This is a genomic window from Kitasatospora sp. NPDC004723, assembly GCF_040609255.1.
Lineage (GTDB): Bacteria > Actinomycetota > Actinomycetes > Streptomycetales > Streptomycetaceae > Kitasatospora.
Genome location: NZ_JBEXJT010000014.1, coordinates 141,621 through 154,537, shown reverse-complemented (window position 1 = coordinate 154,537; position 12,917 = coordinate 141,621). Strand labels below are relative to the sequence as shown.

General features: G+C 75.5%; 10 protein-coding genes. 7 read left to right on the top strand and 3 right to left on the bottom strand.

Features of this window, described 5'->3' with window-relative positions; translation table 11 throughout:
• Positions 1-84 precede the first annotated feature (84 nt).
• The 3 genes from ABZW10_RS17020 to ABZW10_RS17010 all read left to right on the top strand — a co-directional run bounded on the left by ABZW10_RS17020 (position 85) and on the right by ABZW10_RS17010 (position 3,555).
• On the top strand, positions 85-1,428 hold the full coding sequence (locus ABZW10_RS17020; protein ID WP_355365589.1) for a hemolysin family protein: 1,344 nt from the start codon (positions 85-87) through the stop codon (positions 1,426-1,428).
• Positions 1,425-2,471, top strand: a complete 1,047-nt coding sequence (locus tag ABZW10_RS17015; protein ID WP_355365586.1) for a hemolysin family protein — start codon at positions 1,425-1,427, stop codon at positions 2,469-2,471. Before ABZW10_RS17020 ends, ABZW10_RS17015 begins: the two co-directional genes overlap by 4 nt.
• Positions 2,472-2,571: 100 nt before the next feature.
• Positions 2,572-3,555: an NAD-dependent epimerase/dehydratase family protein gene (locus ABZW10_RS17010; protein ID WP_355365583.1), complete on the top strand. Its 984-nt coding sequence runs from the start codon at positions 2,572-2,574 to the stop codon at positions 3,553-3,555.
• A 37-nt stretch (positions 3,556-3,592) separates the two neighbouring features.
• Here ABZW10_RS17010 and ABZW10_RS17005 read toward each other — a convergent pair whose 3' ends face one another.
• The gene (locus tag ABZW10_RS17005; RefSeq protein WP_355365661.1) at positions 3,593-5,662 is read right to left on the bottom strand and encodes an AAA family ATPase; all 2,070 of its coding nucleotides are present in this window, start codon (positions 5,660-5,662) and stop codon (positions 3,593-3,595) included.
• Between the two features lie 371 nt (positions 5,663-6,033).
• On the bottom strand, positions 6,034-6,687 hold the full coding sequence (locus tag ABZW10_RS17000; protein WP_355365658.1) for a hypothetical protein: 654 nt from the start codon (positions 6,685-6,687) through the stop codon (positions 6,034-6,036).
• Between the two features lie 247 nt (positions 6,688-6,934).
• On the opposite strand from ABZW10_RS17000, the gene ABZW10_RS16995 reads away from it, so the two are divergent.
• Positions 6,935-8,095 carry an acyl-CoA dehydrogenase family protein gene (locus ABZW10_RS16995; RefSeq protein ID WP_355365580.1) on the top strand — a complete coding sequence of 387 codons (1,161 nt, stop codon included), beginning with the start codon at positions 6,935-6,937 and terminating at the stop codon, positions 8,093-8,095.
• Between the two features lie 153 nt (positions 8,096-8,248).
• Here ABZW10_RS16995 and ABZW10_RS16990 read toward each other — a convergent pair whose 3' ends face one another.
• Positions 8,249-8,701, bottom strand: coding sequence for a hypothetical protein (locus tag ABZW10_RS16990; RefSeq protein ID WP_355365577.1), 453 nt, complete (start codon positions 8,699-8,701; stop codon positions 8,249-8,251).
• 275 nt (positions 8,702-8,976) lie between these two features.
• Here ABZW10_RS16990 and ABZW10_RS16985 point away from each other — a divergent pair, with 275 nt between their 5' ends.
• The 3 genes from ABZW10_RS16985 to lnt all read left to right on the top strand — a co-directional run bounded on the left by ABZW10_RS16985 (position 8,977) and on the right by lnt (position 12,885).
• Positions 8,977-9,417 carry an Lrp/AsnC family transcriptional regulator gene (locus tag ABZW10_RS16985; protein ID WP_355365574.1) on the top strand — a complete coding sequence of 147 codons (441 nt, stop codon included), beginning with the start codon at positions 8,977-8,979 and terminating at the stop codon, positions 9,415-9,417.
• 31 nt (positions 9,418-9,448) lie between these two features.
• A complete protein-coding gene (locus tag ABZW10_RS16980) occupies positions 9,449-11,074 on the top strand; it encodes an amidohydrolase family protein (protein WP_355365572.1) in 1,626 nt (541 codons plus the stop codon).
• Between the two features lie 173 nt (positions 11,075-11,247).
• Positions 11,248-12,885 carry an apolipoprotein N-acyltransferase gene (gene lnt / locus ABZW10_RS16975; RefSeq protein ID WP_355365569.1) on the top strand — a complete coding sequence of 546 codons (1,638 nt, stop codon included), beginning with the start codon at positions 11,248-11,250 and terminating at the stop codon, positions 12,883-12,885.
• The last annotated feature ends 32 nt before the right edge of the window (positions 12,886-12,917 follow it).

Genomic DNA, 12,917 nt, shown 5'->3' with positions numbered 1-12,917 from the left:
GGAGTGACACTCCCCGTCCATGGACGATCCGTCCGGTAGTACCTGCGCCGCCCTCCTTCCGGCCGACGGAAGGCAGGCGGCACTGTGATCACCGCCTGGCTGCTGCTCTTCGCAGCCCTCCTGCTCATCCTCGCCAACGGCCTCTTCGTGGCCGCCGAGTTCGCCTTCGTGACCGTGGAGCGCGGCGCCGTCGAGCGCGCCGCCGAGACCGGGGACGCCAAGTCCGGCCGGGTCTCCAAGGCCCTGCGCCACCTCTCCTTCGAACTGTCCGGCGCCCAACTCGGCATCACCGTGACCTCGCTGGTGGTCGGCATGCTCGCCGAGCCGGCGCTGTCGACCCTGCTGAAGCCGGTGTTCACCGGTATCGGCCTGCCCGCCGGCGCCGCCCGCGGCGCGGCCGTGGTCATCGGCATGCTGGCCGCCACCGTCGTCCAGATGGTGATCGGCGAGCTGGTCCCGAAGAACTGGGCGATCTCCCACCCGCTCCAGGTGGCCCGCGCGGTCGCCGCCCCGCACATGGCGTTCTCCCGGGCCTGCCGCCCGCTGATCAGCGTGCTCAACGGCTCCGCCGACCGCACCGTGCGTGCCTTCGGCATCGAGCCGCAGGAGGAGCTGGGCCACGCCCGCACCCCCGCCGAACTGGTCTCGCTCGCCCGGCACTCCGCCAAGGCGGGCGCCATAGACGAGGAGTCGGCCACCCTGTTCGTGCGGACCCTCGGCCTCGGCGAGCTCACCGCGCAGTCCGTGATGACCCCGCGCGTCGACGTCTCCGCGCTCCAGCGCGACGCCAGCGCCGCCGACGTCCTCAACCTGACCCGGGCCACCGGCCTGTCCCGCTTCCCGGTCTACACCGACAGCCTGGACGAGGTCACCGGCACCGTCACGCTCAAGGACGCGCTGGCCGTCCCGGCCGAGCGGCGCGCCACCGTGCGGGTCGCTGACCTCGCCGTCCCGCCGCTGCTGGTGCCCGAGACGCTCCCCGCCGAGCGGCTGCTCGACCAGCTGCGCCGCCTGCAGCCGATGGCCATCGTGGTCGACGAGTACGGCGGCACCGCCGGCGTCGTCACCGTCGAGGACATCGTCGAGGAGATCGTCGGCGCGGTGCAGGACGAGCACGACCCGGCCGACACCCCCGAGCTGCTGTCGCTGCCGCCGGTCGAGGGGCAGCCCGTCTGGGCGGCCGACGGCCGCGCCCGGCTCGACCAGCTGGAGGCCATCGGCCTGCACGCCCCGGAGGGGCCGTACGAGACGCTGGCCGGCCTGGTCGCCGACCTGCTCGGCAAGCTGCCGGTCCCCGGTGAGCAGGCCGAGCTGCCCGGCTGGCGGTTCACCGTCGAGGCCGTGGACCGGCACCGCACCAGCCGGGTCCGGGTGGAACGCACCGCTCACCACCACTTCCTGGGCGACGACGAGGACGGAACCCGATGACCGCGCTCCAACTGGCCGTCGCCGTCCTGCTGCTGCTCGGCAACGCCTTCTTCGTCGGCGCCGAGTTCGCCGTCGTCTCGGTCCGGCGCAGCCAGATCGAACCCCTCGCCGAGGCCGGCAACAAGCGTGCCCGCACCGTGCTGCACGCCCTGTCCAACGTCTCCGCGATGCTCGCCGCCGCCCAGCTCGGCATCACCGTCTGCTCGCTGGGCCTGGGTGCGCTCGCCGAGCCGACCATCGCCCACCTGCTGGAGGGGCCGTTCGACGCGATCGGCATCCCGGCCGGCCTGCAGCACCCGCTGGCGTACGGCATCGCACTGGCCGTCGTGGTCTACCTGCACATGGTGATGGGCGAGATGGTGCCGAAGAACATGGCACTGGCCGGTCCCGAGAAGGCCGCGCTCTGGCTCGGCCCGCCGCTGGACCGCCTGGCCCGCTGGCTGGCCCCGGTGATCTCCTTCCTCAACACCTTCGCCAACGGCGTGCTCAAGCTGTTCAAGGTGGAGGCCAAGGACGAGGTCGAGTCGGTGTTCACCACCGAGCAGCTGATCTACCTGCTCGCCGACTCCGGGGACGCCGGGCTGCTGGAGAAGGACCGCCAGGAGCGCCTGGAGGACGCCCTGGAGCTGGGCCGCCGCCCGCTCACCGACGTCCTGCTCACCCCCGAGCAGCTGGTCACCGTCGACACCAAGGTGACCGCCGCGCAGATCGAGGAACTGGCGCTGCGCACCGGCTTCTCGCGCTTCCCGGTCACCGACGGTGACCCGGCGGGCCACGGTTACCTCGGGTACCTGCACCTCAAGGACATCCTGGACGTCGAGGACCCGACCACGCCCGTCCCGGCCCGCCTGTGGCGGCCGATCACCGTGCTGCGCGGCACCATGCCGCTGGACGACGCGCTGGGCGCCATGCGCCGGGCCGCCTGCCACCTCGCGGCCGTCCTCGACCAGGACGGGCGGACGCTCGGCGTGGTGATGCTGGAGGACGTCCTGGAGGAGCTGGTCGGCGAGGTGCACGACCCGGACCACCGCTCCGCCGCGTAGGGCCGGACGCCGGGCTGCCGTCGACGCTTCGCTCTCGGCGATTCCGCTCTGAGCGTGCGCCCGTTCCCATGCCGGCCACCCTGACTGCAGGGTGGTCGGCATGAGACTTCTCCTGCTGGGTGGTACGGAGTTCGTGGGGCGGGCCGTCGCCGAGGCGGCGCTGGAACGGGGATGGGAGGTCACGGTCTTCCACCGGGGGACGCACGCCGCGCCGCCCGGGGCGCGGGTCCTGCACGGGGACCGCACGGCCGAGGGCGGGCTCGCCGCGCTGGCCGAGGGGGAGTGGGACGCGGTGGTCGACACCTGGTCGGCCGCCCCGTCGGCGGTGCGCGACAGCGCCCGTCTGCTGGCCGGCCGGGCCGGCCGCTACGCGTACGTGTCCAGCCGCTCGGTGTACGGGTACCCGACCCCCGTCGGGGCCGACGAGAGCGCCCCGCCGGTGGCGGGCTCGCCGGACGACGGCGAGGTGCCCTACGCCGAGTCCAAGCGCGGCGGCGAGCTGGCGGCACTGGACGCCTTCGGCGACCGGGCGCTGCTGGTCCGCGCCGGGCTGATCGTCGGCCGCTACGAGAACATCGGCCGGCTGCCCTGGTGGCTGAACCGGATCGCCCGGGGCGGCCCGGTGCTCGCGCCCGGCCCGCGCGACCTCGCCCTCCAGTTCATCGACGTCCGCGACCTCGCCGGCTGGACCCTGGACGCCCTCGCGGCCGGCCTCGGCGGCCCGTACGACCTGGTCGCCCCGCCCGGCCACAGCAGCATGGGCGAGCTGCTGGAGGCCTGTGCGGCGGTCACCGGCTCGGACGCCGAGCTGCGCTGGACGGCCCCGGAGGCGATCGCCGCCGCCGGCATCGAGCCGTGGACCCAGCTGCCGTTCTGGGTGCCGCCGGGCGAGTTCCACGACAGCATGCACGGTGCGGCCGTCACCAAGGCGCTGGCCGCCGGGCTGCGCTGCCGGCCGACGGCCGAGACGGTCGCCGACACCTGGGCCTGGCTGCGGTCGATCGGCGGCGTCGCGCCGCGGCGCCCGGACCGGCCGGCGGTGGGGCTGGACCCGCGGACCGAGGCGGCGGCCCTGGCCGGCTGAGTCGGCGGACGCCCGGGGCCGGGCCGTGCGCGCGGTCTCAGCCCCGGCCGTCGATCAGCTCGCCGTAGGCCTGCACCAGGTCCGGCAGCCGCAGCGTCGCGAGGTCCTCCCGGCCGGGCGGCTCGCGCAGCAGGGTCAGCCGCAGGTCCCGGTAGGCGCAGGACTTCTCGTACAGGGTGCGGATGAAGCGGCCGTTGCCGAGCTCGTCGATCCAGCCCTCGCGGACCACATGGGTGCAGATCGAGGCCAGTTCCTCGGCGGCGTCCTCGTCCCAGCCGTCGCCGTCCTGCCCGGCGAGCGCCGCGCCGATCGCGGTCAGCTCGCCGGGGCGGTAGCTGGGGAAGTCGACCCGGGTGGTGAAGCGGGAGTTGAGGCCGGGGTTGGCGGCCAGCAGCCGGTTCATGCCCTCGGGGTAGCCGGCCAGGATCACCACCAGCCGGTCCCGGTTGTCCTCGGCGCGCTTGAGCAGCACCTGGAGCGCCTCGTCGCCGTAGGCGTCGCCCTTGCTGTAGCCGGAGTTGGAGAGGCTGTAGGCCTCGTCGATGAAGAGCACGCCGTCCAGCGCGGAGTCGATCAGCTCGTTCGCCTTGACGGCGGTCTGGCCGAGGAATTCGCCCACCAGGTCCGCCCGTTGGGCCTCCACCAGATGGTCGCCGGAGAGCAGGCCGAGGGCGTGGAAGACCCGGCCGAGGATCCGGGCGACGGTGGTCTTGCCGGTGCCGGAGGGGCCGGAGAAGACGAAGTGGCGTTTGGGCGGCTGGACCGGCAGGCCCTGTTCGGCGCGCAGCCGGGCCATCCGCAGCTGCGCGGACAGCGCCCGGACCTGCCGCTTGACCGGCTCCAGGCCGACCATCCGGGAGAGTTCGGCCAGCGCGGCGTCCAACTCGGCCTGGTCGCCCTCGCGTTCGAGGGCCGGATAGGCGTTGGCGACCCGGTGGAGCGCGGCCTCGCCGCGCGCCGGCGCCGCGGTGGAGCCGGCGGCGGGCTGCGGCGCGGTGGAGCCGGTGCGCCCGCCGGTGGCCAGCGGGGGAGGTGCGCCGGTGCCGCCGGACCGGTTGTCGGTGCCCGCGCCGCCCGGTCCGGCGCCGGTCGGGACGACCGGGAAGCCGTCGTCGTCCGGCGCGGCGCCGTCCGGCTCCGGCCCGCCCGCGCCGTCGGCCCCGCCGGCCCCGTCCAGAAGCGGATCGTCGAGGTCCGGCCCGCCGAGGACCGGCCCGCCGAAGGGGTCCGGGACGCCGGGGGAGGCCGGCGCGCCGTCCGTCCCGAGCGGGTCGATGCCGAACGCCTCGAAGTCCGGCTGGTCCAGCAGCGCGGCGTCCAGCGCGTCCTCCTCCGGCCCGCCCGTGCGGCCGGCCTCCCGGCCACCGCCCACGACGGTGTCCAGCAGGGTGTCGGCGACGGCGTCCTCGGCCGAGATCGCCGCGAGCCGGGCCGCGGTGTCCATGAACGCCGGATCGGCCCGGTGCACCGCCCGGTAGAGCGGTAACGCGGCGGCGCTGCGCCCGGCGCCCTCGTAGGCGCGGCCCAGCCAGTACCGCAGCTCCTTGCGCTGCGGCTGCTCGGAGCGGCAGCGGGCGAGCGAGGCGGCGAGCGGGGTCTGGGCCTGGGCGCACATGTCCAGCCGGACCCTCGCCATGCCGGCGAACAGCCCGGCCTCGATGCCGAGCAGCGGGTCGTCGAGCAGCCGGTCGGTGTCCCGGATCAACTGCTCCCAGTCCTTGAGCAGATAGGAGCGGCAGGCGTTCAGGAAACGCGCCGAAGGGTCCTCGGCGGGGGTCGGGCACTGCTGCAACGCCTGGTCCAGCTCGGCGAGATGACGACCGTCCAGCCAGTGCGAGGCGTGCGCGAGGGCGAGGTCGCGGGGGCTCTCCAGCACCGGCTGCACCCACCAGCCCAGCCAGTACCAGGAGCTGAGCGGCCGGGCGTGCCGACGGCGCTGCTCGCCGAACCGTGTGCGGTGGCGGTACATCGCGAGCAGCGCGCCGGAGGTGTCGCTGCGCAGCGCGTGCAGGCCGAGCCAGGCGTCGGCCATGCCGGGGTCGAGCCGCACGGCCGCGCGGAACTCCTCCTCGGCGCGGCTGTACGCCCCGGCCGTGTAGGCGTCCATGGCACGCAGCCAGGCGCGGTCGGCGAGCCGGTTCGGTGCCGGGCCGCCCGCGTTGCTGCTCTGGGAACTGTCCGTCGTCACTCAACGCCCCCCGCGGTGTGGCTCGGGGCCCGGCTGGTGCGGTGGCGTTGCGGACCCCGCCGGTGGTCGTCTGCCCCCGGGGCGCACATGCGCCTGCCAGGAATCGTACCGGCGCGGAGCTGATCCGGAAGGGTGCCGCACGATGTCAAAAGCGATCCGGCGGACGGCCGTTGACGGATGGCCGAATCCGGCGCGGGGAGGTCGGACGGTATCCCCGGCTCACGGGGGAACAAGCCGGGAATACCGGGTCCGAGGTTGCGGAATGCGTCATTCCGGCAACAGGTGTGAACCTATTTCCTGGCGACGCCGCAGGTCAAGGGGATTGTTGAAGGTTCACCGACGGTGCTCGGCGCGATTCGGCCGGTCACCCCGTCGACCACCGTTGCGGCGTACGGACGGCTCGGGTCCGCGGCGAAATGCGCCGATTCGGCGACGGCCCAGCCGGCCCAGAACTCCGCCAGCCGGGGGCCGTCGCGCTGCTCGCCGCGCCGCCGGGCCGTCGCCGCGTCCAGCTCCATCCACACCAGCCGGCTCAGCCACGGGCGCACGGCGCGCCGCCCGGCGCCCACCCCCTCGACCAGTACCACCGGCGCGAGCGGCACCGCGGCCGTCCCCGCGAACCGGCGCAGCGTCCAGTCGTACACCGCGTACCGCGCGCCCCGGCCGACGGCCAGCGGCTCCAGCACCTGGGCGCGCAGCCGCCCGCACCACTCGAACGGCTCGGCGTGCGTCGCGAGGTCGTCCAAGTGCACCACCGGGGCGCCGCCCAGCGCGGCCGACAGCCGGCCGGCGAAGGTCGTCTTGCCCGAGCCCGCGTGCCCGTCCACCGCGACCAGCCGCACCGGGCCGCAGGACGGCGGCAGCGCCCGCAGCTCGGCCGCGAGCGCGTCGAGTTCGGCGCGCGGGTCGAGCGCGTCGGGCGCGTCGGCGGTGCGTGTCCCCATTACCGGGGCGGCGGAAGTCTCGGAAGAAGCCACATCGGCAACCCTACGGGGACCGGTGTGCCGATACGGACAGTGATCCGGTGCAGGTCGTGACGGCGGGGCCGCGATCGGGCATACTCGCATCGCCGAGCATGTGAACGGCCGTTCACCGCGACCCGGTGCCGGCCGCGCCGAGCTGCCACACCCCGCGCGGGCCCGACCACATCCGGGCGGCCCGGCGCACGACCGAGGAGGCGAACCAGCCACCATGACCACCTCCCCCGCGAAGGCCGTCGACCGCCAGCTGCCCAGCGAGGAGGCCCGCGAGCTCCTCCACCTGACGCGGGACCTCGTCCAGCGCGAGCTGCAGCCGCGCGCCGCGGAGGACGAGGCCGCCGGCCGGTTCCCGCGCGAGGTCTTCCGCACGCTCGGCGAGGCCGGCCTGCTCTCGCTGCCCTACGAGGAGCGGTACGGCGGCGGCGAGCAGCCCTACGAGGTCTACCTCCAGGTCCTGGAGGAGCTGGCGGCCGGCTGGCTGGCCGTCGGCCTCGGCGTCAGCGTGCACACCCTCTCCTGCCACGCCCTGGCCACCTTCGGCACCGACGAGCAGCGCGAGCGCTGGCTGCCCGGCATGCTCTCCGGCGAGCAGCTCGGCGCCTACTGCCTCTCCGAGCCGCAGTCCGGCTCCGACGCCGCCGCCCTGCGCACCCGCGCCGACCTGGACGGCGACGAGTACGTGGTGAACGGCACCAAGGCCTGGATCACCCACGGCGGCCAGGCCGACTTCTACAGCGCGCTGGTGCGCACCGGCGAGGAGGGGGCGCGCGGGATCAGCTGCCTGCTGGTGCCCGGCACCCAGCCCGGCCTCTCGGCGGCCCCGCCGGAGCACAAGATGGGCATGAAGTCCTCGCCGACCGCCCAGCTGCACTTCGACGGCGCCCGGGTCCCCCGCGAGCGGCTGGTGGGCGCCGAGGGCCAGGGCTTCCAGATCGCGCTCGCCGCGCTGGACTCCGGCCGGCTCGGCATCGCCGCCTGCGCGATCGGGGTCGCCCAGGCCGCGCTCGACGTCGCCGTCGACTACGCGCGCACCCGCCGCCAGTTCGGCCGTCCGATCGCCGACTTCCAGGGCCTGTCGTTCATGCTCGCCGACATGGCCACCCAGGTCGAGGCCGGCCGCGCGCTCTACCTGTCCGCGGCCCGCCGCCGGGACGCCGGTCTGGCGTTCTCCAAGGAGGCGGCGATGGCCAAGCTGTTCTGCACCGACACCGTGATGCGGGTGACCACCGACGCCGTCCAGGTGCTCGGCGGCTACGGCTACACCCAGGACTTCCCGGCCGAGCGCTTCATGCGCGAGGCCAAGGTGCTGCAGATCGTCGAGGGCACCAACCAGATCCAGCGCCTGGTGATCGGCCGCCACCTCACCAAGTAGTCCCGGCCCCCTGACCGGCCGCCCCCGGCGCCCGCCCCGCGCGGACGCCGGGCGGGGCGGCCCGGAACGGCCCCCGGGCGTCACTCCAGGGTGCGGAGTGACGCCCGGGGGCCGTTCTGACGTACCGTCGGCGACCGCGCGGCGGGCGGGGGTTCAGCGCCGCGAGAACCGGCCGCGCTGCTCCGGGATGGCCGGCGCGACGGCCGAGCGGACCGGGCGGTGCACCGCCGCGTGGGAGAACGGCTGGGTGCGCCAGTCGAGTTCGCCCGGCGGCGTGAGCAGCGCGTCCGGGCCCGCGGACCCGGCCTCCTCCTCGCTGTCCGCCTCGAAGAGGTCGTCCGTCGGCGCGCCCGAACCGGGGCAGAGGGTGGGCGAGAAGGGGTGCCAGGGCCGCGGCAGGACGGCGTGCTGCGGCAGCCGCTCCTCGTCGCCCACGAGGGCGATCGGGCGCCGGCACGACGGGCAGTGCACCCGGACGATCTCCCAGCCGTCGACCTCGCCCGGATCCACCTCCGGCGCGGTCTCGTTGGGGACCGCGAGGTCCGCGCGGTCGGTCGTATCGTGGGCGTCGTCCGCGCCCGTCGGGCGCTGGTCGGTAACGCGCATGGTGATCCCCCTCGGATCGGGCCCGGCGTGGTCGCCCGGGGCCACAACCAGCACTTCCCGCCGAAACGGACTCATAACCCTGCGGTCCGTCGCACTGTGATGCACCGGGTGTGTCCTTCGCCACATTCGTCCGGCATGTGCCCCGCGGCACCCCGGGGCGCGCAGGGTGACATCGCGCGCCCCCTCCCTGCCGCCGCACGCGCCCTCCGAGGCCGGAGGCCGTGCGCCCCCCGTGCCGCGATCCGCGCGCCCCCGAGGGGGTAGGTTTGCGCCTTGTGGAGGATCTCGACCAACGCATCGTCCAGCTGCTCCTCCAGGACGGCCGGATGAGCTACACGGACCTGGGCAAGGCCACCGGCCTGTCCACCTCGGCGGTGCACCAGCGGGTGCGCCGGCTCGAACAGCGCGGGGTGATCCGCGGTTACACCGCGATCGTCGACCCGGACGCCGTCGACCTGGCGCTCACCGCCTTCATCTCGGTCAAACCCTTCGACCCCAGCGCCCCGGACGACACGCCCGAGCGGCTGGCCGGTCTGCCCGAGATCGAGGCCTGCCACAGCGTCGCCGGTGACGAGAACTACATCCTCAAGGTCCGCGTCGGCGCCCCCGGCGACCTGGAGGACCTGCTGGCCCGCATCCGCAGCGCCGCCGGCGTCTCCACCCGCACCACCGTCGTCCTGTCCACCCCCTACGAGGCCCGACCCCCGAAGCTCTGACCGGTCCGCGCGGGGGTGCAGACTAGGCCGCATGACCGAACGCACCCTCCGGACCGTCCTGCTGCGCGGCGGCGCCGTCTACAGCCCCGCCGACCCCTTCGCCACCGCCATGCTCGTCGAGGGCGAGCACGTCGCCTGGGTCGGCAGCGACGGCGCCGCCGAGGCGTACGCGCAGACCGCCGACGAGATCGTCGAACTGGACGGAGCGCTGGTCACCCCCGCCTTCGTGGACGCCCATGTGCACACCACCTCCGCGGGCCTCGCGCTCACCGGCCTCGACCTCACCGGCGTCCCCTCGCTGGCCGCCGCCCTGGCCGCGATCAGCGCCTTCGCCGCCGCCGAGCAGCAGCCCGGCGGCGTGCTGATCGGCCACGGCTGGGACGAGACCGGCTGGCCGGAGGGCCGCCCGCCCACCCTCGCCGAGCTGGACGCCGCCGCCGCGGGCGCCGCTGTCTACCTCTCCCGCACCGACGTGCACTCCGGCCTCGCCACCAGCGCCCTGCGCGCGCTGACCGAGGGCCTCGCCGAGCGGCCCGGCCACGACGCCGACGGCCCGCTCACCCGCGACGCCCACCACGCCGTGCGGCAGACCGCGCTCGGCCGCCTCACCCCCGAGCAGCGCCGCCGCGCCCAGCGCGCCGCCCTGGCCCGCGCCGCCGAACTCGGCATCGGCGCCCTGCACGAGTGCGCCGGCCCCGAGGTCTCCTCCGAGCAGGACCTCGCCGCCCTGCTGGAGCTGGCCGCCGAGGGCGAGGGCCCCGAGGTGTTCGGCTACTGGGGCGAGCTGAGCGAGCGCGGCGGCGTCGAGACCGCCCGCCGGCTCGGCGCGGTCGGCGCCGGCGGCGACCTCTTCGTCGACGGCGCGCTCGGCTCGCACACCGCCTGCCTGCACCGCGACTACAGCGACGCCGCGCACACCGGCGCCGCCTACCTCACCGCCGCCCAGGTCGCCGACCACGTCGCCGCCTGCACCGAGGCCGGCCTCCAGGCCGGGTTCCACGCGATCGGCGACGCCGCGATCGCCGCCGTCGTCGAGGGCGTCCGGGCCGCCGGCGACCGGGTCGGCGCCGACCGCGTCCGGGCGCTGCGCCACCGCGTCGAGCACGCCGAGGCGCTGGACGACAAGACCGTCGCCGCCTTCGCCGAACTCGGCCTGACCGCCTCCGTGCAGCCCGCCTTCGACGCCGCCTGGGGCGGCCCGAACGGCATGTACGTCCAGCGCCTGGGCGCCGAGCGGGCCGCCGCGCTCAACCCCTTCGCCGCGCTGCTGCGCTCCGGCGTCCCGCTGGCCTTCGGCTCGGACGCCCCGGTCACCGCGCTCGACCCCTGGGGCACCGTCCGGGCCGCCGCCTTCCACCGCACCCCCGGGCACCGGATCTCGGTGCGGGCCGCGTTCACCGCCCACACCCGCGGCGGCTGGCGCGCGATCGGCCGCGACCAGGACGGCGTGCTCGTCCCCGGCGCGGTCGCCAGCTTCGCCGTCTGGGCCGCGGGCGATCTGGTCGTCCAGGCCCCGGACGACCGGGTGGCCGGCTGGTCCACCGACCCGCGCTCCGGCACCCCGGGCCTGCCCGACCTCACCCCCGGCGAGCCGCTGCCCACCTGCCTGCGCACCGTGGTCCGCGGCCGCACCGTGCACCTGGCCGCCGCCGAGTAGCACCGGGCGCCACGGAGGCGGGCGGGAGATCCCCGGACCACCCGCCCGCCTCCGCTACGGCCCTCAGCTCACGGCCGGGTGTCGTTCCGGGGTACCTTCTTCGGACAGCGTCCGAACAGCCGTCCCCGTACCCCCCGCGGGGCGGCGGCGAGAGAGATGGTGCGACGGTGGCCATGCCCGTCACCCAGGAGCGGTCCGGGACCGCACCCGAGACCCCCGACGAGGCATCAGGCCCGGGCCGCGGCGCCCGCGCCCTCGCCAGACTGCGGGCCGGCCTTCCCCGCACCGGGCTGGCCGCGCTCGCCGGGCTGCTGCTCGCGCTGGCCTTCCCGCCCTTCGACCTGTGGCCGTTCTCGGTCCTCGGTGTCACCGCGCTCTCGCTGCTCACCCGGGGCCGCACCGCCCGGCAGGCCGCCTGGACCGGCTTCGCCTTCGGCCTGCCGTTCTTCCTGATGCTGCTCAGCTGGCTGCGGGTGATCGGCTGGGACGCCACCGTCGGCCTCTCGGTCGTCGAGGCGCTCTTCCTGGCCGCCCTCGGCGCCGGCCTCGCGGTCACGTCCCGGCTGCCCGCCTGGCCGCTCTGGGGCGCCTGCCTGTGGATCACCCAGGAGTGGGCCCGCGACCGGCTGCCGCTCGGCGGCTTCCCCTGGGGCCGGCTCGCGTTCGCCAACACCGCCACCCCGTACACCCCGCTGGCCGCGCTCGGCGGCGCCCCGCTGGTGACCTTCGCGGTCGCCCTCTCCGGCACCCTGCTGGCCTGGGCCGCCGTGCGGGCGGCCGGCCGCGGCACCGCGCGCCGCCCCGTGCAGGCCGCGGCGGCCGGGCTCGGCGCCGTCGCCGCGCTGCTCGCCGGCTACCTGGTGCCGGTGCCCACCGCGCCCGCCGACACCGTCAAGGTCGCCATCGTCCAGGGCAACGTGCCCAACCCCGGCATGGACTTCCTCGGCCGCCCGATGATGGTGCTCAACAACCACGCCGCCGCCACCGAGAAGCTCGCCACCGACATCAAGGCCGGCCGCGCCGAGAAGCCGGACATCGTGATCTGGCCGGAGAACTCCTCCGACCTCGACCCGTTCAGCGACCCGCTGGCCTACGCGCGGATCGACGAGGCGGTGCGGGCGATCGGGGTGCCCACCCTGGTCGGCACCCTGGTGGACGGCCCCGACGAGCAGCACGTGCAGAACGAGGGCATCGTCTGGGACCCGACGACCGGCCCCGGCGCCTCCTACACCAAGCAGCACCCGGTGCCGTTCGGCGAGTACGTGCCCTTCCGCGACCAGCTGTCCAAGGTCATCACCCGGCTCCAGCGGGTCGCCCGGGACTTCTACCCCGGCGACCACAACGGCGTCATGCAGCTCGGCCCGGCCCGGATCGGCGACGTCATCTGCTTCGAGGTCGCCTACGACGAGATCGTCCGCGACACCGTCGACCAGGGCGCCCGGGTGCTCGTCGTGCAGACCAACAACGCCACCTACGCCAAGACCGGCCAGCCGGAGCAGCAGCTCGCGATGAGCCGGCTGCGCGCCGTCGAGCACGGCCGCGCGGTGCTGATCGCCGCGACCAGCGGCATCAGCGCGGTGATCGCCCCGGACGGCACCGTCGTCCAGCGCACCGAGGAGCTGACCGCGGCCGAGCTGTCCGCGACCGTTCCGCTGCGCGACGGCACCACCGTCGCCGACCGGGTCGGCGCCGTCCCCGAGTGGACCCTCGCCGTGGCCGGCCTGCTCGCCTGCGCCGGCGGCGTCCTGCTCGCCCGCAGGCGGCGGAGCGACGCGGCCGGCACCCCGGATGGAACACCGGCCGCCGGCTGACCGTTGGACCAGGTGGTGCCGTAGCCGGCCCG

Excerpts from the sequence above, each read along its gene's own strand:
- ABZW10_RS17015 (WP_355365586.1), top strand. The coding sequence starts at position 1,425 with ATGACCGCGCTCCAACTGGCCGTCGCCGTCCTGCTGCTGCTCGGCAAC.
- ABZW10_RS17010 (WP_355365583.1), top strand. The coding sequence starts at position 2,572 with ATGAGACTTCTCCTGCTGGGTGGTACGGAGTTCGTGGGGCGGGCCGTC.
- ABZW10_RS17005 (WP_355365661.1), bottom strand. The coding sequence starts at position 5,662 with ATGGACGCCTACACGGCCGGGGCGTACAGCCGCGCCGAGGAGGAGTTC.
- ABZW10_RS17000 (WP_355365658.1), bottom strand. The coding sequence starts at position 6,687 with ATGGGGACACGCACCGCCGACGCGCCCGACGCGCTCGACCCGCGCGCC.
- ABZW10_RS16995 (WP_355365580.1), top strand. The coding sequence starts at position 6,935 with ATGACCACCTCCCCCGCGAAGGCCGTCGACCGCCAGCTGCCCAGCGAG.
- ABZW10_RS16990 (WP_355365577.1), bottom strand. The coding sequence starts at position 8,701 with ATGCGCGTTACCGACCAGCGCCCGACGGGCGCGGACGACGCCCACGAT.
- ABZW10_RS16980 (WP_355365572.1), top strand. The coding sequence starts at position 9,449 with ATGACCGAACGCACCCTCCGGACCGTCCTGCTGCGCGGCGGCGCCGTC.
- lnt (WP_355365569.1), top strand. The coding sequence starts at position 11,248 with ATGCCCGTCACCCAGGAGCGGTCCGGGACCGCACCCGAGACCCCCGAC.